General features: G+C 65.6%; 20 protein-coding genes. 10 read left to right on the plus strand and 10 right to left on the minus strand.

Going from position 1 to position 21,840, the window contains the following annotated elements; translation table 11 throughout:
- Positions 1-121 precede the first annotated feature (121 nt).
- The 3 genes from WKC72_RS21010 (at position 122) to WKC72_RS21020 (ending at position 2,249) form a co-directional block, all read left to right on the plus strand.
- A complete protein-coding gene (locus WKC72_RS21010) occupies positions 122-799 on the plus strand; it encodes an RraA family protein (protein WP_370178893.1) in 678 nt (225 codons plus the stop codon).
- Between the two features lie 54 nt (positions 800-853).
- Positions 854-1,510 (plus strand): RraA family protein, encoded by a 657-nt coding sequence (locus tag WKC72_RS21015; protein WP_370178896.1) that lies wholly within the window; start codon positions 854-856, stop codon positions 1,508-1,510.
- Positions 1,511-1,646: 136 nt separating this feature from the next.
- Complete coding sequence (locus WKC72_RS21020) at positions 1,647-2,249, plus strand: RraA family protein (RefSeq protein WP_370178898.1); 603 nt, start codon at positions 1,647-1,649, stop codon at positions 2,247-2,249.
- A gap of 178 nt (positions 2,250-2,427) precedes the next feature.
- Here the strand turns inward: WKC72_RS21020 and WKC72_RS21025 are convergent, their stop codons facing one another.
- From WKC72_RS21025 to WKC72_RS21055, 7 genes are all read right to left on the minus strand, one after another.
- Positions 2,428-3,981, minus strand: coding sequence for a long-chain-fatty-acid--CoA ligase (locus WKC72_RS21025; protein ID WP_370178900.1), 1,554 nt, complete (start codon positions 3,979-3,981; stop codon positions 2,428-2,430).
- A gap of 353 nt (positions 3,982-4,334) precedes the next feature.
- A complete protein-coding gene (locus WKC72_RS21030) occupies positions 4,335-5,027 on the minus strand; it encodes a TetR/AcrR family transcriptional regulator (RefSeq protein WP_370178902.1) in 693 nt (230 codons plus the stop codon).
- 76 nt (positions 5,028-5,103) lie between these two features.
- Positions 5,104-5,478, minus strand: a complete 375-nt coding sequence (locus WKC72_RS21035; RefSeq protein WP_370178904.1) for a Zn-ribbon domain-containing OB-fold protein — start codon at positions 5,476-5,478, stop codon at positions 5,104-5,106.
- 34 nt (positions 5,479-5,512) lie between these two features.
- Complete coding sequence (locus tag WKC72_RS21040) at positions 5,513-6,676, minus strand: thiolase family protein (RefSeq protein ID WP_370178906.1); 1,164 nt, start codon at positions 6,674-6,676, stop codon at positions 5,513-5,515.
- A gap of 50 nt (positions 6,677-6,726) precedes the next feature.
- Positions 6,727-7,962 (minus strand): NAD(P)/FAD-dependent oxidoreductase, encoded by a 1,236-nt coding sequence (locus tag WKC72_RS21045; RefSeq protein WP_370178908.1) that lies wholly within the window; start codon positions 7,960-7,962, stop codon positions 6,727-6,729.
- A 4-nt stretch (positions 7,963-7,966) separates the two neighbouring features.
- The gene (locus tag WKC72_RS21050) at positions 7,967-8,161 is read right to left on the minus strand and encodes a ferredoxin (RefSeq protein ID WP_370178910.1); all 195 of its coding nucleotides are present in this window, start codon (positions 8,159-8,161) and stop codon (positions 7,967-7,969) included.
- Entirely contained in the window at positions 8,158-9,390 is a 1,233-nt protein-coding gene (locus tag WKC72_RS21055) for a cytochrome P450 (protein ID WP_370178912.1), read from the minus strand. Before WKC72_RS21055 ends, WKC72_RS21050 begins: the two co-directional genes overlap by 4 nt.
- A gap of 190 nt (positions 9,391-9,580) precedes the next feature.
- Between WKC72_RS21055 and WKC72_RS21060 the strand changes: the two genes are divergently transcribed.
- Both WKC72_RS21060 and WKC72_RS21065 read left to right on the plus strand, forming a co-directional pair.
- The gene (locus WKC72_RS21060) at positions 9,581-11,242 is read left to right on the plus strand and encodes a fatty acid--CoA ligase (protein ID WP_370178914.1); all 1,662 of its coding nucleotides are present in this window, start codon (positions 9,581-9,583) and stop codon (positions 11,240-11,242) included.
- Positions 11,243-11,312: 70 nt separating this feature from the next.
- Positions 11,313-12,341 (plus strand): LLM class F420-dependent oxidoreductase, encoded by a 1,029-nt coding sequence (locus WKC72_RS21065; RefSeq protein ID WP_370184433.1) that lies wholly within the window; start codon positions 11,313-11,315, stop codon positions 12,339-12,341.
- 101 nt (positions 12,342-12,442) lie between these two features.
- Here the strand turns inward: WKC72_RS21065 and WKC72_RS21070 are convergent, their stop codons facing one another.
- Entirely contained in the window at positions 12,443-12,586 is a 144-nt protein-coding gene (locus WKC72_RS21070) for a hypothetical protein (RefSeq protein ID WP_370178916.1), read from the minus strand.
- Between the two features lie 92 nt (positions 12,587-12,678).
- On the opposite strand from WKC72_RS21070, the gene WKC72_RS21075 reads away from it, so the two are divergent.
- Together WKC72_RS21075 and WKC72_RS21080 are read left to right on the plus strand one after the other, a co-directional pair.
- Positions 12,679-13,776: an NAD(P)-dependent alcohol dehydrogenase gene (locus tag WKC72_RS21075; RefSeq protein ID WP_370178918.1), complete on the plus strand. Its 1,098-nt coding sequence runs from the start codon at positions 12,679-12,681 to the stop codon at positions 13,774-13,776.
- A gap of 32 nt (positions 13,777-13,808) precedes the next feature.
- Positions 13,809-15,251 carry an aldehyde dehydrogenase gene (locus WKC72_RS21080; RefSeq protein WP_370178920.1) on the plus strand — a complete coding sequence of 481 codons (1,443 nt, stop codon included), beginning with the start codon at positions 13,809-13,811 and terminating at the stop codon, positions 15,249-15,251.
- 637 nt (positions 15,252-15,888) lie between these two features.
- On the opposite strand, the gene WKC72_RS21085 is transcribed toward WKC72_RS21080, so the two are convergent.
- Positions 15,889-16,686 (minus strand): TSUP family transporter, encoded by a 798-nt coding sequence (locus WKC72_RS21085; RefSeq protein ID WP_370184435.1) that lies wholly within the window; start codon positions 16,684-16,686, stop codon positions 15,889-15,891.
- A gap of 90 nt (positions 16,687-16,776) precedes the next feature.
- Between WKC72_RS21085 and WKC72_RS21090 the strand changes: the two genes are divergently transcribed.
- Positions 16,777-17,553: a helix-turn-helix domain-containing protein gene (locus tag WKC72_RS21090; RefSeq protein WP_268790390.1), complete on the plus strand. Its 777-nt coding sequence runs from the start codon at positions 16,777-16,779 to the stop codon at positions 17,551-17,553.
- Positions 17,554-17,587: 34 nt separating this feature from the next.
- Here the strand turns inward: WKC72_RS21090 and gnd are convergent, their stop codons facing one another.
- Positions 17,588-18,487: a phosphogluconate dehydrogenase (NAD(+)-dependent, decarboxylating) gene (gene gnd, locus WKC72_RS21095; protein WP_370184438.1), complete on the minus strand. Its 900-nt coding sequence runs from the start codon at positions 18,485-18,487 to the stop codon at positions 17,588-17,590.
- Positions 18,488-18,687: 200 nt separating this feature from the next.
- Between gnd and zwf the strand changes: the two genes are divergently transcribed.
- A complete protein-coding gene (gene zwf, locus WKC72_RS21100; protein ID WP_370178923.1) occupies positions 18,688-20,229 on the plus strand; it encodes a glucose-6-phosphate dehydrogenase in 1,542 nt (513 codons plus the stop codon).
- Between the two features lie 147 nt (positions 20,230-20,376).
- Positions 20,377-21,456 carry an AraC family transcriptional regulator gene (locus WKC72_RS21105; RefSeq protein WP_370178925.1) on the plus strand — a complete coding sequence of 360 codons (1,080 nt, stop codon included), beginning with the start codon at positions 20,377-20,379 and terminating at the stop codon, positions 21,454-21,456.
- Positions 21,457-21,840 lie beyond the last annotated feature (384 nt).

Consider the following 21,840-nt stretch of genomic DNA (forward strand, 5'->3'; position numbering starts at 1 on the left):
CAGTTGGAGCGGATTGGACCTTCAGTGTTCGCACTCGACGGGGTCCACTGGGAGATGACGACGACGAGTTCCGATCTTTCGATCGGCCGCTCGGTTCCACCGAGAGAACAGGACAGCGCGCATGCCCACCCCCACCCCCACCGCTCTCGGTTCACGGCTCGCGGCGCTGCCGACAGCGGCGCTTTCCGACGCCCTCGACAAGCTGGGGCTCCCCGGATCCTTGCACGGCATCGGCCCGCTTCAGCAAGCATCTCGTAGCTGCGGACCCGCCTACACCGTCGCCTACGCTCCTATCGGTGAGCAAGGTGGCTCCGTCGGCGACTTCCTCGACGACGTTCCCGCCGGGGCCGTCGTCGTCATCGACAACGACGGCCGCACCGACTGCACGGTGTGGGGCGGCATCATGACAGGGATCGCCTTGGCACGCGGCATCGGTGGCACCGTGATTCACGGCGTGTGTCGCGACACCGCGGCGGTGTATGCGACCGGCTATCCGATGTGGAGCGCTGGAAAGTTCATGCGCACCGGGAAAGACCGCGTACGCCTGGCGGCGATCCAGCAACCGCTCACGATCGGCGGCGTCACGATTCGGCCCGGCGACCTCGTGTGCGGTGACGAGGACGGTGTCGTGATCGTCCCGATCGAGTACGCCGAGGAAGTCGCCACCATCGCCGAGCACATCGAATCCGCCGAAGCGCAGATCGTTAAAGCGGTACGGGACGGCGCCACGCTCGTCGCCGCACGAACTCGCTTCGGGTATCACGCCCTGCAGACAGCCGGCACGGAGAAGGACAAATGACCACCATCGCAGGCTCTCAGCACTCAAAGACCAGGTTCACAACGGGAGAAGCAGATGAGTGACCCGGTGCTCTTGAATGCCTTCGCGAAGTTGGACAGCGCCGCTGTGAGCGACGCTCTCGACAGTCAGGGATTGCCCAGCGGGATCGGGGGCATCGCACCGGTATGGGGGCATCCCAAGGTGGTCGGTTTCGCCTCGACCGTGCAACTGGAGCCCTACGCGCCGGGACCGAGCGGTGCCCACATCGCCACCACTGCGGTGGCCACCGCGGGTGCGGACGAGATCATCGTGGTCGCCAACGACGGCCGCACCGATGTGTCATGTTGGGGCGGGCTGCTCAGCCTTGGTGCCAGCCTGCGGGGCGTACGCGCCGCCATCGCCGACGGTAGCTGCCGCGACATCGGTGAGGCGCGTGCACTCGGATTCCCTGTTTTCGCGCGCGGTGGAATCCCAGCTACCGCACGCGGCCGAATCCAGCAACAGTCCGCAGGGCAGCCGATCACCGTCGCCGGTGTTCGAGTATCGCAGGGAGACATCGTGATCGCCGACGAAACCGGCGTGGCGTTCGTTCCCCGCGCACATGCTGAGATGGTACTCGAGGTGGCGGAGGGCATCGCCGCCCGGGAGGAGTCCATCGCCGAAGATCTGCGATCGGGCACCGCCCTACCCGACGCCATGCGTGATGCGCGCCTGGCCGGACGCGAAGGATGATGGCGACACCAGACAGGCCAAGTGGCACGGAATAGTTCCGGCCGTGCCGATCTGGACCGATCATCGCCGGCTCGGCCGGAAGGCAGCCACCACAACAACGCGACAGCGCTTTCGCTCTCGCTCACAGGAAGCAACCATGACCGACCACGCCCGCGATCACTCCACTGCCACCATTTACGAAGCCTCCCAGCTGAATATCGCTCTCGATCCCGCCATCCGCCCCGCGTGGACCGGCGCCCGCGTCGCCGGTCCGGCATACACAGTCCAAGGCGCCGGCGGGGACAACCTGGCCCTGCACAACGCGGTGGCCGCCGCCCCCGTAGGCCACGTTCTGGTCGCCGATCTCGGTGGCGCGCAACACGGCCACTGGGGCGAGGTTCTCGCCGTCGCCGCCCAGCAGCGCGGGCTGCTGGGACTGATCATCGACGGTGGCGTCCGGGACACCGTCGAACTCGCCGGCATCGACTTCCCCGTATTCTCTCGCGGGATCTCGATCGTCGGCACCCGCAAGGACTATCAGGGCGGTCTCGGGGTGCCGATCACCGTGGGCGGGGTTCGGATCACCACGGGGGATCTCGTCGTCGGAGACGCGGACGGTGTCGTGGCCATCCCGCTCGAACACGTCACCGACGTCCTCGATCGCTCGGATGCACGCGTTTCCGACGAGAAACGCATCCTCGACGAACTGCGAGCAGGCAAAACCATCCTCGAGGTGTACGCCTTCGCCGCGGCACGCTGAGAACTCCGTCCAGGCACCGGTGGGAGTACCCGGCAGCTCAGACTTACGAGCACCACCAGGGGCGGCATGAAGGGACAGCAACGTGACTTCGCTCGCTGGTGTGGTCACCAACTGAATCGCCACCGGCCCCGCGTGTGGCCGAGAGACAATGCAATGGTTCGGAGCGATCGCCGTGGGCTTACAACGCGCGGCTACGACCGGCCCAATAGGGTGCGCGAAGGTCGCGTTTGAGGATCTTGCCGGTTGCGTTCCGGGGAAGGGTCGGAATGATTTCGATGCTGCGCGGCCGTTTGTAGCCGGCCAGGTGCTGGGCACAGAACTCGAGGAGTTTGTCCGTGTCGATCTCACTGCCGCTTCGGGCGACCACGACGGCTCGGACGGACTCACCCCATTTGTCGTCGGGAATGCCGATGACGGCGACCTCCGCGACGTCCGGGTATTCGCTTATTACCCGCTCGACCTCGGCGGGATAGACGTTCTCTCCGCCCGAGATGATGACGTCCTTGACCCGATCCTCGACATAGAAGTAGCCGTCGGCATCGCGTCGGCCGGCGTCGCCGGTCTTGAACCACTCACCCTCGAAGCATGTGGTGGTGTCTGCATCTCGATGCCAGTACCCCGACATCACCTGCGGTCCGCGGATCTGGAATTCACCGACCGTGCCGTCGGGCACCTCGTCTCCGGTCACCGGGTCCACCACACGAACTTCGACGCCGTCGACCGGCTGCCCGGCTGCGTGCAGGCGCTCAGGATGTGCAGGATCGCGGTGATCGGCCGGGGGGAGCACGCAGAACACGCCAGAGGCCTCCGTCATGCCGTAAACCTGATAGAAGTCGACGCCGAAGGTGTTCATCGCCTCCCTCAGCAGAGCTTCGGGCATCGGGGATCCGCCGTACCCCAGGCAGCGCAGCGATGCCAGGTCTTGTGCGCCCACACCGGGGATTTGAAGCAGGAACCTGATGACGGCGGGGACGAAGAACGCGTGAGTGACCGACTGGTCGGTGATCTGTTTCAAGACCAGGGCAGGAACTACGTCGCGGACGAGGATCGTTTCCGCACCCTGCGACATGGCCGCGAGCGCCCAACTGGTCCCGCCGACATGGAACAGCGGCATCGCCACCATGTTCACGCTGTCGCGCTCGAATCCGAATGCGGTGCTGGCCGATTCGCTGTGCGCGCCCACCGATCGGTGCGTCAGCATCGCACCCTTGGGGTGTCCAGTGGTACCGGAGGTGTACAGCTGCAGGAAGCAGTCGGTGGCGTCGGCGGCACGTGCGGGTACGTCGGACGGTGCAGAATCGAGCCAGGACGCGTACTCGTCGTGTTCGCCGCCGAGCACGACGATCGTGCGCACGTATTCAAGGTCGGCCCGAATCGAATCCACAACTTCGGTGAACTCGGCGCCGAGGATCAGCAATTCCGCGCGGCAGTCGTTGATGACGTATGTCAATTCCGACGGAGCGAGGCGGAAGTTCAGTACCGCGTTGACCGTTCCGGCGACCGCGCACCCGAGGGTGGTTTCGAGGCTGGCGGGGTGATTCTTGTCGAGGAACGCAACCCGGTCCCCGGCCGCAAGTCCGAGCGCGAGCTGCGCGGCGGCGTTGCGGCGTACGCGTTCGGACAATTGTTGCCATGTCCACGACTGGTCCTGGAACCGGATCGCGATGCGGTCGGGATCCTGCGATGTCCAGTGGGTGATCGGGTCGAAGACATGAAGGATGGGTGAAGCCATCAGGCACCTCTCGATGGGATTTTTTCAGGCTGGCCAACGCAAATGTTGACCGTACGCACGGTCAGTAAAGCAGAGGGTGACGTGGAGCACAAGGGCTGACGCGGAGCGGGGGAATTCTTCTGCGGCCTGACTAGGCAGGGTGACGGAAACGGCTGAGCGCGCTATCGCGATATGGTCACGGAGCGTCTCGGGTACGATGCTCACTGGCGTTGCAGCGCAACCGAATAGGGAGAGTCCGTTTGCCTGTTGCACACTGCCGATATCCCCACTGGGTACCAGCGCCAGGGTTGTCGGTGAGAAATCCGCGGGGTGGAATGACGGCGACCGGCCCCGTCGACGGGGCCGGTTTTGGTCTAGGACGCCGCGAGGCCGCCCTGGGTTGGGTCCAGCAGGCATTGACGCGCGGCTTGCGCCGCCGTCCCGTGCGGATCCGCCAACGCCGCCAGATTGGTTCGCCGGACCAGAAGGCTGCCGAGGACGAGATCGACCAGAGCGGCGCCCACTTCCTCCGCGGTCTCGTCGCCGTTCGGATCGAACCAGGTGTACGCCCACTGGGCGGACCCGAACATCAGCAGCGACTGCACCTGCAGATCCGTCTGCCGGAACCGGCCGGCCGCGACGCCGTCGCTGATCACGGCCCGCACCAGCCCGATGTACTCGGTGCGCAGACTGACGCCCTCGGCCTCGCTGTCGAGCGCGGACAGGCGCATGACCTCGCGCTGGAAGGCGATGGTGGCGTCCCGGTCGTGTTCCTGATAGAGGATGAAAGCGAACAGTAGGCCGGCAAGTTGTTGTTCGGGGTGGTCGAGCGTGCTGATCAGCAGTTTCGCTTCGGTGAGGCGTCGGCGCATGTAGGACTCGTGTAGGGCCGCGAGGAGGCGGTCCTTGGTTCCGTAATGGTGGACGATGGTGCCCTTCGAGATCGACAACTCGTTGGCGATGTCGCTCAGGTTCGTCCCGTCGTAGCCGAATTGGGCGACGTTGTGGGTGAAGACCTCGAGGATGTCGTTGGCTTTCCCGGCCAGCCGGGTACCGGCCTTCGCCATCGTCTACCTCCACCTCGTTCGCGTACTGATCCGGAGACAGTCTAAGCGTCCGCAGGCGACTCTGGTTTCGGACTGGTCACTGGGCGCGGACGAATGCGGGGATCGGCTCGCCGCGGCCGGTGTCGAGGACCGCGAGGCATACCGGAGTGCCTGCCGGGGCGTCGCGGGCGGTCTCGGCGCGCAGGATGCGGCTGGCGATCCAGGGTCCTTCGGTGAGTTCGACCAAGGCAAGGACGGTCGGGCCTGTGGGATCGACGATGGTGGTTACTACTGCGCCCTGCCCGGACGAGTCGATCCACCTGAGATCGTCGCTGCGACATGACGGGCAACTGATCGTGTCGGGGCGGCTGACATGCCCGCATCGTGTGCAGGAGCGGAGCATCAGCCGGCCCCGGGTGAGGCCGCCGAAGTATGGTGCCGAGGCGTCGTCTCGGGTCGCGGGAATGGTCATTTCGTTCTCCTGTCTGTCCGTGTGCCGGCGAAATTCAGGCCGCTGCGGTGGCGAGCACCAGTGTGCCGTGGTGGTCGAGAATGCCGCCGTTGCCGCTCACGATCGCCGTGCCGTGCTGGGCGACCTGCCGAGCCCCGGCCTCGCCGCGCAGCTGGGTGAGCGCCTCGACAAGGGGGGTCATGCCCCAGAGGTAGAAGGAGGACAGCTGTCCGCCGCCGGTGTTGGTGGGCAGGGCGCCGCCCGGGGCGAGTGCGCCGCTGGCGGCAAGTTCCCCGGCCTCGCCCTTGCCGCAAAAGCCGTAATCCTCGAGGGTGACGAGCAGGGTGTAGGTGTAGCAGTCGTAGATTTCCCGCAGATCGATGTCGTCGACGGTCATCCCGGCCATCTTCAGTGCGGCGGGGCCGGAGACGGCGGCTCCGGTGACCAGACCGAATTCGGTTCCTCGTTCGAGAACGTAGCCGGGATGGGCTTGACCCCACCCCCGCACGTAGACCGGCGTGGTGGGCAGATCCCGTGCTCGTTCGGGGGTGGTGACCACGACCGCCGCACCGCCGTTGGAGACCAGGCAGCAGTCGAGCAGGTGCAGGGGGTCGACGACCCAGCGTGAGCGGTGATAGTCGTCGAGGGTCAGCGGGCTGCGCATCTGGGCTACGGGGTTGTCGAGAGCCCACGCGCGCTGGGATACCGCGACGGCACCGAGTTGTGACGAAGCGACCCCGTAGTGGTCCATGTAGCGGCGGGCCGCGAGCGCGTAACGGTGGTTTACGCTGGTGAATCCGGCCGCGGTCTCGGCGCTTCGAAAGCCGGTCGCGGTCAGCGAGCTGGCTCGGTACGCGTCCGAGCCGCCGGTGTTCTCCTTCCTGGGGTCGTCGGCGAACACGCACACCACCGTCTCTGCCTCTCCGGCGAGAACAGCCTTCGAGGCCTGGGCGACCATGATCGCGGCGGAGGCACCGAAAGCGTTGACCTCGCTGAGCATCCGCAGATTCTGCAGTCCCAGGGTGCGGGCGAGGGACAGATTGAGATCGGTACGGGCTCGGGCGTTGACCAGCAGTCCGTCGACCTCACCGAGGGACACCCCTGCGTCGGCCACGGCCAACCGGACTGCGTCCGTGGCGAATCCGCGTGCTGTTCGCCCGAAGACCTTGCCCACCTCGGTGAGTCCGTAACCGACGATGGCTGCGTTGCGCTCTGGCATAAACCCTCTGTTCCTTTGAGCTTTCCCGATGCGCTGCTGCGTCCGAGCAGTCAGCGAACCGTCGGGCTGAGCGCGGCATCCTTCGCACCGCGAATTCGCGCGTAGTCGAGTGCTTGTTCCCAACTGGCGCCCTTGGCAATCTGGGCACGGTATTTCATGATGTGGGTCTGGTGATTCAGTGCCAAGGCGCCGACCACCCGGTCGCCGCGGCGATACAACGCCACGAACGACTCGCTGCCCAGATCTCCCGTGACAGTGAGGATTTCGTCCGCGTCCGGTATGCCGACGAATTGTATCCTCGTGTCGTACCAGTCGGACCAGAAATACGGCACCGTGCTGTACGGTTTCGCGGTCATCGGGTCGAGCGCGTTGCGGACGGCCGAGGCGGCCTGTTCGGCGGCGCTGGTCCAGTGCTCGAGCCGCATCGCGGTGTCGAACAGCGGATTGTGCCAGCGCGCGACGTCGCCCGCGGCGTAGACCCCAGGCAGGGAAGTGGCCAGGTTTTCGTCGCACACGATGCCCCGATCGAGCGTGATACCCGACGAGATGAGCCAGTCGGTGGCCGGATCCGCGCCGATCCCGACCACGACCAGGTCGGCCTCGACCGTGGACCCGTCCGACAGTTGCACCGCCTCGACCCGGCCGTCACCGAGGACGGCCTCCACCCCGACACCGCAGCGCAGATCCGTTCCGTTGCGGCGGTGCAGTTCGGCGCAGGCCTGCCCCATCTCCGCGCCGATGGCGCGGACCAGCGGGACAGGCAACGCCTCCAGGACAGTGACGTCCAGTCCGCGTTTCCGTGCGCCCGAGGCCACCTCGGAGCCGATGAAGCCGGCCCCGACCACCACTGTCTTCGCTCGATTGTCCAGGGCGGCGCGGACGGCGACCGCGTCGTCGAGGGTGCGCAGTGTCTCGACGCCCGCCAATCCGGTGGCACCCGGAAGTCGGCGCGCGGTCGACCCGGTCGCGATCACGGCGAGGTCGTAGGGCAGCGCGCCCTGCGAGGTGTGAATCGCCTTGTGCGCAGGATCGAGCCGTGTCGCCACGGTTCCGAGCCGGAGGTCGATCCCGGCATCGCCGAAGACCTCACGGGCCCGGAAGGTGGTGTCCGGGGGCGTCGGCGCCGGGTCGAGGTAGGCCTTCGACAGCGGGGGGCGGTCGTAGGGCAGGTGTGGCTCGGCACCGACGAGGGTCACCGTTCCGGTGAATCCGGCCCTGCGGGCGGTTTCGGCGGCGCGCAGACCCGCCAATGACGCCCCGACTACCACGAGATTCTGTTCGGGCATGGTCTCAGTCCTCGACGAGCGTGAGTGCCTCGGTCGGGCACCCTTCGATGGCGGCGCGGACGTCGTCGATGACACCGTCATCGGCGTCCTCGCGCAGCAGCAACAGCGCGCCGGCATCGTCGATCTCGAAGATGTCCGGGGCGAGGGATTCGCAGATACCGAGACCGGTGCACTTGGTGCGGTCGACGCAGATTTTCATGACGTGGCCTTTCGGAGGTGGACGGGCAGTTTCTTGATTCCGTTGATGAAGTTCGATCGGAATCGGTCCGGGGGACCGGTGACCCGCCAGTCCGGGAACCGCGCGAACAGGGTTTCCAGGAGGACCTTCGCCTCGAGTCGGGCGAGGCTGTTGCCCAGGCAGAAGTGGGTGCCGGCGCCGAAAGCGACATGATTGGCGGCCCCGCGGTCGACGCGGAATTCGTCCGGTGCCTCGAACTGGGCTTCGTCCCGGTTGGCCGAGACGTAGAACATCACGACCTTCTGCCCTTCCTGCAGCCGTTTGCCGCCGAGTTCGGTCTCCCGGGTCACGGTGCGCCGGAACTGGATGACCGGGGAGTGGAATCGGAGCACCTCCTCGATCGCCTTCGGCAGCAACGCCGGGTCGGCAGCCAGTTTGCTGCGCTCGTCCGGGTGCTCACTCAAAGTAAGGACGAAGCCGGTCAGCAGATTGCGGGTCGTTTCGTTTCCGGCAATGACCAGCAGTTGGAAGAAGCGGTTGAGCTCTTCGGTCGACAGGCGTGCACCATCGACTTCAGCGTTGACGATCAGGGACCACACATCGGAGCCGGGTTCGGCGCGCTTCGCCTTGGTCTGCGCGCTGGAATACTTGAACATCTCGATGAACGCAGAAAGGAAAGCCTCACGCCCTCCGTAGGAGGGGTCGTCGAGTCCGACCATGCGATTGGTCCAGTCGTAGAGCAGGTGGCGATCCTCCGAGGGCACGCCGAGGACGTCGGCGAGCACCCGCAGCGGCATCTCCGCCGAGACGTGTTCGACGAGGTCGATCTCGCCGTTGTCGGGCAGGGCGTCGACGATCGCCTGAGCGTGGGCGGTGATGCTCCCGACCATGCCGCGCACCATCTTCGGAGTGAAGACCTTGCTGACGATCGATCGCATCTGGGAGTGGTCCGGGGGGTCGAGGTTGAGCATCATCTGCTGCAGGGCCGCCAGATCCTGGGGCCGCTGATCGCGCAGGAACGACGCGCCCTTGTGGGAGGAGAAGACGTCCGGATTCTTCGAGACCGTCATGACGTCCTCGTACCGGGTGACCGCCCAGAATCCCGGACCTCCGTCGAAGCCGTCACCGGCCGGCTCCTCGATCCAGGCCATCGGTTCGCGGCGGCGAAGCTCGGCGAAGACCTGGTGCGGAACTCCGTCGGAGTATGCGTCCGGGCTTCCCAGGTCGGTGTGCAGTGCCGATAACGTCATGGCGTTGTCCTTCTCGGGGTTTTCAGGAAGGGAAAGTGGTCTGTCGAGGATCAGCAACCATCTTGACTGACCGTACGTACGGTCTAGAGTAGAGAGCAGCTGTCCACGGGTCAAGACAGGCGGGCTGAAAGGCCTCGCCGACGGGCAGCGGAACGTGACGAACCTCCCCACCAGCCAGGACGGACCTGCCATGCACAGCACAATGCAAGATGTCGATCTCCTCGTGTCGGACCTGTTCCTGCACGGCCTCCGCACACACCCCGACAGTGCGGTTCTGCACTATCAGGGCGGACGGGTGCAGCGCACCTCGTTCCGAGAGTTCGGGACCACCGTGAGCGCCCTGGCCGCGGGGTTGCGCCGCCTCGGTGTACGAACCGACGACGTGGTCGCCACACTCTGCTGGAACAGTCCCGCCCACCTGGCGGCCTATTTCGCGGTACCGGGAATGGGGGCGGTGCTACACACACTGAACCTGCGGCTGCACGACGATCAGATCGTCTTCATCGCCAACCACGGCGCCGACAAGGTGATCCTCGTCGACGCCGACCTGGTGCCCCAGCTCCAACGGATGATCGATCGGTTGCCCACCGTCGAGCACGTCATCATCGCCGGCGAAGCCGAAGCGGAACTGACCGTGCCAGCCGGTGTGCAGGTACACCACTTCGACGACGTTCTCGCCCCCGACACCGATTTCCGCTGGCCTACGTTGGACGAGCGAAGCGCCGCCGCGTTGTGTTACACCACTGGCACTACCGGTGACCCGAAAGGCGTTGCCTACAGTCATCGTTCGATCTACCTGCACAGCCTGCAGATCTCCACCGGCAGCGCCTTCGGGTTTTCCGACGCCGACCGGGTGCTGCCGATCGTGCCGATGTTCCACGCCAACGCCTGGGGCTGGCCGCACGCCGCCTGGACCAGCGGGGCCGACATCATCCTCAACGACCGGTACCTCCAGATCGAACACCTGGCGCGCATCATCACCGAACTGCGATCCACCGCGGCTGCCGCCGTGCCGACACTGTGGACCGGACTCGACGAGTACGCCCGCACGAACGCAGCCGACTTCACCAGCCTGCGGCTCGCTGTGGCCGGCGGCTCCCCGCTCTCGGCCGCGCTGGTACGGAGCATGGCTACCCACCACGGCGTCGCGTTGACGCAAGGGTGGGGCATGACCGAGACCAGCCCGCTGCTCACCTTCTCCCGACCACCCCGCAACACCCCCGACGCAAAGGCCGCGCAGTGGGCGAGCCTGACGGGGCGAATCGTCCCGGGAGTGCAGGCGCGCATCGTCAGCGAAACGGGCGACGAACTGCCCTGGGACGGCGAATCCATCGGAGAAGTCCAGTTGCGCGGCGCGACGATCGCGGGCAGCTATTTCCGTGCCGATACCCCCGACAAGTTCGACGACGGCTGGTTGCGCACCGGCGACCTCGGCGTCCTCCACGAGGGCGGATGGATCCAGCTCAAGGACCGGCTCAAAGACGGAATCAAGAGCGGCGGGGAATGGATCTCGACGGTCGAACTCGAGAACGCACTGCTCGAGCACGACGCCGTCGCCGAGGTCGCGGTCATCGGTGTTCCCGACCCGAAATGGGAGGAACGCCCTGTCGTCTGTGTCAAACTGGCCCACGGCGCGACCGCCACCGCACCCGAACTTCTCGCCTTCCTCGACGGCAAGGTCGCACGCTGGTGGCTCCCCGAACGATGGGCCTTCGTCGACGCCCTCCCCAAGACCAGCGTCGGCAAACTCGACAAGAAGGACCTGCGCCGGAGCTACGACGCCGACGAACTGGCGGTCAAAGACCTGCGGACTGTCCGCGCGAGCGGCAGCGTGCTTCCCCCGTCTCGGTAGACACCACCACCGGATCCGCATACCTCGACAACGAAACACACCAATGACGACGAAGTTAGGGACGCAAACAATGAAATTGGGATTTCACCTGGGCTATTGGTCTACCGCGCCCTCGGACGACGAACGAGCGGCCTTCTCCCTTGCGGAGAGTCTCGGCTACGACTCGGTCTGGACTGCCGAGACCTACGGATCCGACTGCTTGACCCCCTTGGCATGGTACGGCGCCTCGACCCGCACGGTCAGGTTGGGCACCAACATCCTGCAAATGTCGGCACGGACCCCAGCGGCGACTGCCATGGCGGCGATGACACTGGACCACCTGTCTCGGGGCCGCTTCATCCTGGGTTTGGGCGTCTCAGGGCCACAGGTCGTCGAGGGATGGTACGGGCAGCCGTATCCCCGACCGCTCGCTCGCACAAGAGAATACGTCGAACTCGTCCGTAAGTTCGTGCGACGAGACGAACCCGTGAGTCACGACGGTTCGTTCTACCAACTCCCACTGCAAGGTGGCTCCGGCCTCGGAAAGTCACTTCGGTCCATGATCCACCCCATTCGTACCGAGATCCCGATCTATCTCGGGGCCGAGGGGCCAAAGAACATCGCACTCGCCGCCGAGATAGCCGACGGGTGGCTGCCGATTTTCTACTCGCCCCGAATGGACGACTTCTATCGAGCAGCGCTGAAGGAAGGATTCTCGAAACCCGAAGCCCGCCGATCTCTCGACGATTTCGACATCGCCGCCACGGTCCCCATTGTCATCGACGACGACATCGAGAAGGCAGCCGACGCGATCAGGCCCAACATCGCGCTCTACGTCGGTGGAATGGGCGCCCAGGAAGCCAACTTTCACAATCAAGTGTTCGTGCGCATGGGTTACGAAGCGGAATGCGCACGCATTCAGCGCCTTTACCTGGATGGGCACAAGTTCGAAGCAATAGCATCGGTGCCCTTGGCCATGGTCGAGGATGTCGCCCTCGTCGGATCACGAGACAAGATCAAAGAAGACCTCGTTCGATGGGAGAAGACTGCGGTCAAAACGCTGCTACTTCAGGGCCTCGGTTACTCCTCGATCGAGGCGGTTGCAGAACTGCTCGCATAATGAGACGTGCAGCACGTGGTGGGGCAGGGTAGCGCCCCGGTGGTCGATAAGTGATGAGCACATGTTCGACGAACTACGAATCACATTGTTGCTCAACTGCTTTACGTGACAGCGGCAGCGGGTGCCGTGATGACGATGGGGGAGGGTCTCGCGCCGGCGATCCCCTGGGCGTCGTCCCGCGTGGTGAAGGCGTTGAGGAGGTGCTCGATCGCGTCCTCGTAGTCCCGCACGATATCGAAGCGCATGGACCTGGTCTAGCGAGCTCGTCAACGGCTATTGACCGTACAGGCGGTCAGCTGTACGTTCTGGTTACGCACCGAACAGAGGGAGCCTTCCGATGCGCATCGAAGCCGCAGTGCTGCGTCACCACGACGCACCGTTCGAGATCGAGACGGTGGAATTGGCCGACCCGACCGGCGGCCAACTACGGGTTCGCATCGCCGGTGTCGGGTTCTGTCACACCGACGTCCTGCCCAGAGACCCGTCGTTCCTCGCCCAGCCGCCGATCGTGGTCGGCCACGAGGGGGCCGGAGTCGTCGAGGAAGTCGGCGCCGGCGTCACCGGCATCGAGGTCGGCGATCATGTTCTGTTGTCGTTCGATTCCTGCGGGCAGTGCGAAAACTGCGTGGGTGGGCACCCGGCGTACTGTTTCGCCTTCTTCGCCCGCAATCTGTCCGGCCGCGGCCCCGATGGGCCCGGCCCGCTCACCGACCTGAACGGCAACGCCCTTGCGTCACGGTGGTTCGGTCAGTCCTCCCTGGCCACCCACGCGGTCGTCAGTGCCCGCAACGTCGTAGTTGTCGACAAGGATCTACCGCTGCATCTGCTGGGCCCACTGGGATGCGGGATCCAGACCGGCGCCGGTTCCGCGCTGATCGCCCTGAAGGTGGGCCCGGGCACGACGTTCGCCGTCTTCGGTGCCGGAGCGGTGGGTCTGTCGGCGATAATGGCCGCCCGGGTTGCCGGCGCCTCCCGGATCGTTGCGGTCGACCTGCACGCGAACCGACTCGACCTCGCCCTCGAACTCGGCGCAACGGACGTGATCGAGGGGGCAGCGGATGACGTGGCCCGCCAGATCCGGAAGCTGACCGGCGGCGGCGTCCACGCGGCCCTGGACACGACAGGAGTCCCGCAGGTCATCGCGTCGGCGATCGACAGCCTCCGGCCCACTGGGACCGTCGGTCTCGTCGGCGCGGCCACACGCGAGCTCGTCCTCGCACCGGCGGCCCTGGCCGCCGGCAAGAACGTGATGGGCATCCTCGAGGGTGACGCCGTCCCGCAATTGTTTCTGCCTCGGTTGATCGACCTGTGGCGACAGGGCCGGTTCCCATTCGACCGGCTCATCCGCACCTACCCACTCGCTGATATCGCCGCCGCCGAAGCAGACGCCGTCAGTGGCACCACCATCAAACCGGTTCTGCTTCCGAATTCCTGACCCGACTGACGTACGACCGATTGAGGACCCGCATGAAGTACACCCGCTCGCAGCTGTTCATCGACGGCCGCTGGCACACCCCGTCGACCTCCGACACCATCACGGTGATTTCGCCGACCACCGAGCAACCGGTCGGTTCCGCGCCAGACAGCACGGCCGCAGAAGTCGACGCGGCCGTCGCCGCCGCGCGCGGGGCGCTGCGTGCAACCCAGTGGGGCGCGCTGGAACCTGTCGATCGCGCAGCCGCTCTCCGTCGATTCGCCGATGCGCTCGACCGGCGACGAGAGGAAACGGCTGCGGTGGTGACCGACGAGAACGGTATGCCCTCGGCGATTTCGTTGGCCGCGGAGGGCAGTGGACCCGCCGCGACGCTGCGGTACTACGCCGATCTTGCCGAGAAGATTCCGGTCGAGACTCCGCGGACCTCAGCAAATGGCCGGTCCACGACGATCGTGCGCCGCGAGCCGATCGGTGTTGTCGCCGCGATCATTCCGTGGAACTTTCCGCAGTCGCTCACCATGTTCAAGGTGGCCCCGGCGCTTGCGGCAGGCTGCACCGTGGTCGTCAAGCCCGCCCCGGAGACTGTGCTCGACGCGTTCCAGCTTGCGGACGCCGCGGAGGAGGCCGGACTACCGGCAGGGGTGCTGAACATCGTGACAGGTGGCCGCGAGATCGGGGCCTACCTCGTCGGCCACACCGGTGTGGACAAGGTCGCCTTCACCGGGTCCACTGCTGCCGGACGGGCGATCGGAGAGACGTGTGGTCGCCTTTTGCGGCCGGTCACCCTCGAACTGGGCGGTAAGAGCGCGGCCATCGTCCTCGACGATGCCGATCTGGTGAGCGTCGCGCGCGGGTTGTCGTGGGCGAGCCTGCTCAACAATGGGCAGACGTGCTACCTGTCCTCCCGGATTCTTGCGCCCCGGTCCCGCTACCGCGAAACCGTCGAAGCAGTCGCGCACCTCGCGTCGTCGCTGACGGTCGGTGACCCGACCGACCCCGCCACCCGGGTCGGGCCACTAGTCTCCGAACGCCAGCGCCGCATTGTCGAGGCGTACATAGAAACCGGTAAACGGGAGGGCGCAACCGTCGTCGCGGGTGGCGGCCGGCCTGAACACCTGGATCGTGGATGGTTCGTCGAACCGACAGTCTTCGCAGACCTCGACAATTCGGCAACCGTTGCGCGTGAGGAGATCTTCGGCCCTGTCCTGACCGTCCTGCCGTACGGGGACGTCGACGATGCGGTCGCGATCGCCAACGATTCCGACTACGGACTGGGCGGCACTATCTGGACATCCGATCGGGACAGGGGCCTCGAACTTGCTCGCCGTATCGAGACCGGCAGCGTCGGAGTGAACTTCTTCGACCTCGACATCGGAGCCCCATTCGGCGGGGTCAAAGCCAGCGGACTCGGCCGCGAACTCGGACCGGAGGGCCTGAGCGCGTACGTCACCTTGAAGTCGATCTACACTCGCTGATCGACAACGATGCGTGGGGCAACTAAACGCTGTTGTTCCCTGACCCCGACGGCAACTTCGTCAACTTCTCCACCCCCGTCACGTGTGAGGCCAGGGCGATTTGGAGGGTGACCGACCGCGACGACACCATGATCGGCGGCCTGAGTGGATATCGATGCCGCCTCGAACGTCCGCCTGTGCGTGGGCACCGACGGACGTTCGCAGCAGGGCTGTAGTTTGGTTCGTCCTGCACAGATCCGGGCTGGTGTTCAGTTCGGGTGAGCCGCCAGGTTCTCCCGGAAGAACGGGGTAGCTTCCGTCACTGCGTGGTCGACGGACGTCGGCGCACAGATGGCGGCGCCGTTCAGCGGCAACAGCATCGGGACGACGAACAGCCACGTACTGTCGTCGAAACGTGCCCGATGCGTGCGTTCATGAACGACCCAGACCCATCGTCGTAATCGTCACGACCCTCGGACCGGTGCGCTCGATGTCGAGCAGAGTGACCTCGAAGGTGGTGAAGGCCCAGACACCGCACACCGTATGCAAACGCTGTCGGCCCCTATACCGAGACGCGAGTCCCCAGTCACGCACGCGGGTATCGCCATGACCATGTGCGTGGCCTTGAACATGCCGAATCGGTACGACGTTCTTGCGGTTACCGAAGCGCTGCAAGCACAGTGGTCATGGTGACCGCGACGAGGAGTAGCACGTAACTGACTGCGTGGACACGGTCGGGAAGGCGGGGTGGACGCCGCCTCAGCGTGACGATCACCGGGAGTGCGCCGAGGAGCAGTGCCAGGGCCGCGCCCACGTCGACGGAGCCGACCAGGGCGGCCCCGGCCGGGGATCCGGGACCGCTGTCGGCGAGAAAGGTCAGGGCCGCCGGCGCGCTGATGGCGAGGGTCATCGGGTTGGCGAGGGCGGTAGCGACACCCATCCCCAGTCCGGCGCGGCGCAGGAGAGGCACTGTCATGACACTGCCGCCGACGCCGAGGAAAGCTGCGCTCGCGCCGATCGGTAGCCCGAGCGAGGTCGGTATGGCGAACTCTTGCCGAGAGTCGATTGTGCGGCGCGCCGTCGGACGGAAGAATCCCGGGCGCAGAATGACATCAATGATCGTCCCGAAAAGATAGGTGACGAACCCCCACTGGATGATTGCACCGGGGACGAGCCGAGCGAGCAACGCGCCCGCGATACCTCCGAGTCCGAGAAGCGCCAGGAGGCAACGCGAGTCACGCAGGTGGCGCAGAATGGTCCGGGATGTAGCGGAGGTGGCGACCGCAGCATTGACCACCATCACCGCCGCCGAGGTTGCGACCGCGACCTGAGCGGCAGAGTCACCGAGCCCTGCTCCTGCCCAGAGGACGACCGGTACGGTCACGAACCCACCCCCGAAACCGAACAGGACCGTGGTCAACCCGGTGAGGAGGCCGATGAGAACGAGCACGAACATATTCACTCGAACCAGTTCACCGTATCGGTGAGGTGGCGACAATCGAATGTCAGACGATTTCGTTCGATAGTCAGCCGGTAGGTTGGTGTCGTGAGGAATGTCCCGCTCAGCGAGGTCGACGGTGTCGATCGGGACGTGCTGCCGATCGCGACCGACTATCCGGCCGGCTTCGTGCTGGACTGGCACGAACACCGTCGTGCCCAGTTCCTGTACGGCGCTACAGGAACAATGGTTGTCGAGACCGGCAGCGGCACCTGGACGGTTCCCACCGCGCAGGGTGTCATGATTCCGCCGGCCACACGGCATCGGGTGCGGATGATCGGTGTGAGTACGAGCAGTCTCTACATCGAACCGGGTGCGGTGCCGTGGTGGCCCACGGAGTGCGTGGTGGTCGAGGTGTCATCGCTGCTCCGCGAAATGCTGCTCGTCGCCGCCGACCTACCCGCCGAGTACGACCGCGACGGTCGCGAGGGTGCCATCGCGGCACTGCTGCTGTTCGAGCTGGCAACTCTCAGGTCGCTGCCCCTGCACCTGACTCTGCCCGCGTCGGCGGACCTGGTCGCGTTGTGTCGTGCCTATCTCGGCAAGCCGGAGGTCGGCGTGACGAATGCCGAGTGGGCAGGCCGAGTGGCGATGAGCGAACGTGCCTTCACCCGGCGATTCCTACGCGAGGTCGGGATCAGTCCGGCGGCCTGGCGCCTGCGGGCCCGGTTGCTGGCGGCCATCCCGCTGCTGCGCTCGCAGCCAGTGACTCGGGTCGCCTCGACCCTCGGTTACGCATCTCCCGCAGCGTTCTCCTTCGCCTTCAGCCGTGAGTTCGGAATGCCGCCGTCCGCGGTCGGCCGCCGCGAGGACACGAATCGGTGAATTGCCGGGCAGGTGGGTCCGAGTTCGCCACTGTTCAGGCGATTCCGGCGGGTTCGGCACGTCGGACGGCGTGCCCACCGAACTGGTTGCGCAGCGCCGATACGGCTTTCATGGCGGGCGAATCGTGTTGTCGGGAGGCGAACCGCGCGAACAGTGCGGCGGAGATCACCGGCGCGGGGACCGCGTGTGCGATGGCTTCTTCTACGGTCCAGCGGCCTTCACCGGAATCCTCTGTGAAGCCGGACAGGGACGACAAGCCGGGATCCTCGGACAAGGCCTGCACCAGAAGATCGAGCAACCAGGACCGCACGACTGTGCCCTTCGACCAGGCACGCAGGACGGCGGGCACGTCCGCGATCGAGTCCTCGGCGGCGAGCAGTTCGTACCCCTCGGCGTAGGCCTGCATCAGCCCGTACTCGATGCCGTTGTGCACCATCTTCGCGTAGTGGCCGGCGCCGACCGGGCCGGCGTGGACGAACGAGTCCTCACGGTCACCGTCCGGTCGCAGCGCGTCGAAGACCGGCATCAACCGGTCGATGTCGGCGGCGTCGCCGCCGGCCATCAGCGCGTAACCATTCTGTCGTCCCCATATCCCACCGGAGACGCCGCAGTCGACGTAGCGGATGCCCAGTCCGGCGAGGACGTCCGCGTTGATCGTGTCGTCGGTGAACCGGGAGTTGCCACCGTCGACGACGAGGTCGCCGGGTGCGAGCAGGCGGGAGAGCTGCCCGATGACCTCACGGGTCGTCGCACCCGCAGGCACCATCACCCACACCGACCGCGGCGCCGGAAGCGACTCGACCAACGATTCGAGGCTGTCCACGTCGCGGGCAGCGGTGTGCGGGTCGTATCCGATCGCCTCGAGTCCGCGTTCGCGCAGCCGCTCGCGCATGTTCAGGCCCATGCGGCCCAGACCGACCAATCCCAGCTTCATCGTCACCGTTCCACCTTCGATTTCCAATATCGTGCCGAGTTCTATGTCTACGGGGGTTTCGGGGCCGTCTCACCTGACCGGAAGGGGAGCTGTCACTGGCCGCTCGGCCGAGTGCATTGCATCGCCGCGCCGTCGACACTGGTATCCGACGCATTGTCCGAGTGCGCGTGTGGTGGAGCGAAAGACGGAGTGCAACAGAAGTGACCGTGTCTGAAGTGCAGGAGAGGGACCCGCTGACAGCCGGCTCGGGCGGCCGAGTCGGTGAGGCGTCGATCGGCAACACCGGGCTCGTCGCCGAACCGGCGTCGATGGTGATCTTCGGGATCACCGGTGATCTCGCCCGCAAGAAGTTGGTCCCGGCAATCTACGACCTCGCGCACGGTAGTCAGCTGCCACCGGACTTCGATCTCGTCGGATTCGCCCGCGACAGCACAGACGTCGAAACCCGGCTGCGCGAGGCGGTGATTGCGCACGCGCGCACACCATTCGACCCTGCGGTGTGGGCGGCGCTCACCGAGCGTATCCACTTCGTGCAGGGATCGTTCGACGACACCGCGGCGTTCGCCGGACTCGCCGCCCGGCTGGGCGAGCTCGACGTCCGTCGCGGTAAGCCCGGCAATTACGTGTTCTACCTGTCAGTTCCGCCGTCCTCTTTTGCGTCGGTGTGTGACCAGCTCGCGATCTGCGGGCTGAATCGGAGTGCGCACGGTTGGCGCCGGGTGGTGGTGGAGAAGCCGTTCGGGCACGATCTCGCCAGTTCGCAGGCCCTCGGTGTCGCGCTGGAAAGAGTGTTTCCGCCGTCGTCGATCTACCGCATCGACCACTATCTGGGGAAGGAGACGGTGCAGAACATCCTCGCGCTGCGGTTCGCGAACGGGATGTTCGAGCCGTTGTGGAACAACCGGCACATCGACCATGTGCAGATCACGATGGCCGAGAGTGTCGGAGTGTCGGGCCGTGCCGGGTACTACGACGGCGTGGGTGCCGCTCGTGATGTCATCCAGAATCACCTGCTGCAACTGTTGGCGTTGATCGCGATGGAAGAACCGGTCGCATTCGACGCCGACAGCATCGCCGCCGAGAAGATCAAGGTCCTCTCCGCCACCGAGCTCCTCGGACCGCTCGCCGAGACATCGGCCCGCGGCCAATATGGTGCGGGCGTGGAGAACGGCGTTCCCGTACCGGGTTTGGCTGACGAGGCAGGATTCCCCGCCGACTCGGCGACGGAGACCTTCGCGGCCCTGACGGTCGGCATCGCGACCCGCCGGTGGGCCGGCGTGCCGTTCTTCATCCGCACCGGCAAACGCCTGGCACGGCGGACCGCCGAGATCGCGGTGACGCTCATACCCCCGGCCCACGGTTCACCGGCTGCCCGGGCGGCGGCGGTCTCGAACGTGCTCGTGTTCCGGGTCCAACCGGACGACGGAATCGAACTGCACATCGGTGCCAAACGCCCCGGTGGCGGTATGCATATCCAGCCGGTCAGCCTGGGGATGGACTTCCGGTCGGTGTTCGACCCGGCGCCGGAGGCCTACGAGCGGCTGATCTGTGACGTGTTGCGCGGCGACGCCACACTCTTCCCTCGCCGTGAGGAGGTCGAATGCTCCTGGCGTGTCATCGATCCTCTCCTCGAGCACTGGGCAGGCTTCGGTCGCCCGGACGACTATCCGTCCGGCTCTGCCGGCCCCGAGTCGGCGGAACGGATCCTCAGCCGGACCGGCCGGGAGTGGCGGTCGCTCTGACCCGTCCGGGCCGGTGAGACCCGTCCACCGGCCCGGTCGCCTCTCCTGCTCGGCGCTTCGGTCTGCGGAGCAGGGAACACGGAGATCATTGACATAAAATAGCGACACAGACCATACTCCCGGGGCGCTGTTCGGTCAGGTGTGCGCATGTCGAATGGTGTGGGAGGAGTGCCTTTGGCTCGTGATCGTCGGGCGACCTTGCTGACCACGGAAAGGCGATCGGAAGAAATGACCGCGTCGTACAGCTCTCGGGGCAGTGGCCGGCCATCCGTGCCGATCCTCTTGCACAGCGGAGACGTCGAGGAGGCGACCGCAGGCGTGGGCCAGGTGTTCCATCCTCACGAACTCACGCGGGTTGCGCCGGTGTCCCGGTTCGAAGCGGATCTGAAAGCGGTAGCGACCGGTCCGTTGGTTGCGGGCCAAATCCGCTACAACAGCAACAGCGACCTCTTCTGCCCCTCGATCGAGGGCTATCACGTGAACATCCCGTTGTCGGGTAGACTCCTGTCGGAGTCGAATGGTGAGCACACCGTTGTCGAAGAGAACAGTGCGGTGGTCTATCAGACCGGTTCCGATGCTCGGATCCTGACTCCGCCGAACAGTCGGCTGAACATGTTTGCGATGAAGCTGGATCGTGTGGCCGTACACACTGCGCTGCAGGATCTGCTGGGTCGGCAGGTCTGCGGGCCGGTCCGGATCCACGGTGGACTCGATCTGACTGGTGTCGATGGAAGTGCTTGGCGCACACTTGTTCTGAACACATACCAGAGCCAGATCATCGGGTCGATGATGGTGAACCCGATGCTGGCCGAGCCGTTGGCATACTCGATCGTCGTGGGGCTGCTGTCTTTGACCGAGCATCAGTATGCGGATGATCTGGCGACTCCTGCGGCGTTGACCGCACCGGCCACGATTCGCCATGCCGTCGAGTTCATCAATGCACACGCGGCGTTGCCGCTGACACCGGCGGATATTGCCCGGGAGGTCGGGTTGAGTGTGCGCGCACTCCAGCGCGGATTCCGCGAGTTCATGGATGCGACTCCGATGGAGTATCTCCGCGGCGTCCGAATGAAAAGGGCCCATGAGGATCTGGTCTGTGGGCGCCATGACGCCGAGACGGTCGCCGGCGTCGCGGCACGGTGGGGGTTCTATCACTATGGGCGATTCTCGCGGGATTACCGGCAAATGTACGGGGTCAGTCCTTCGCGGACCTTGCGGTACGGCTGACGAGCCGCACGCGGCTTCTCGTCCGGCGCCACCACAATGATGATGTGGTCCGCGTCGAGAATGGGCGCTGGATGGATGGTGTCGTCCGCTTTCGGGATAGATAGGACTGGTCGGGTGCGTAGATTCGTCGGTAAGGGTAGTGGGAAACCAGCCCGACCAGCACCCGCCGAACGGCGCTGACCGACCGATCACCTCCACGCCTCACCGCAATGGCACGGCATTGCGTGCAGTAGTCAGCGGAGCGGTCCGCACGACGCCTCCGAGGAGCAGCGGACATCGGGGTGTCGGCCCGCGGCGCTCTGCTGGGGTGGTTATCGCATGGGTCGAGCATGCCACCGGCAATGTCTGCTCCGGTGCGCATATCGCTGTCGCTGAGTGGACAGT

The sequence above is a fragment of the Rhodococcus wratislaviensis genome, from assembly GCF_041228765.1.
Taxonomy (GTDB): Bacteria; Actinomycetota; Actinomycetes; order Mycobacteriales; family Mycobacteriaceae; genus Rhodococcus_F; species Rhodococcus_F wratislaviensis.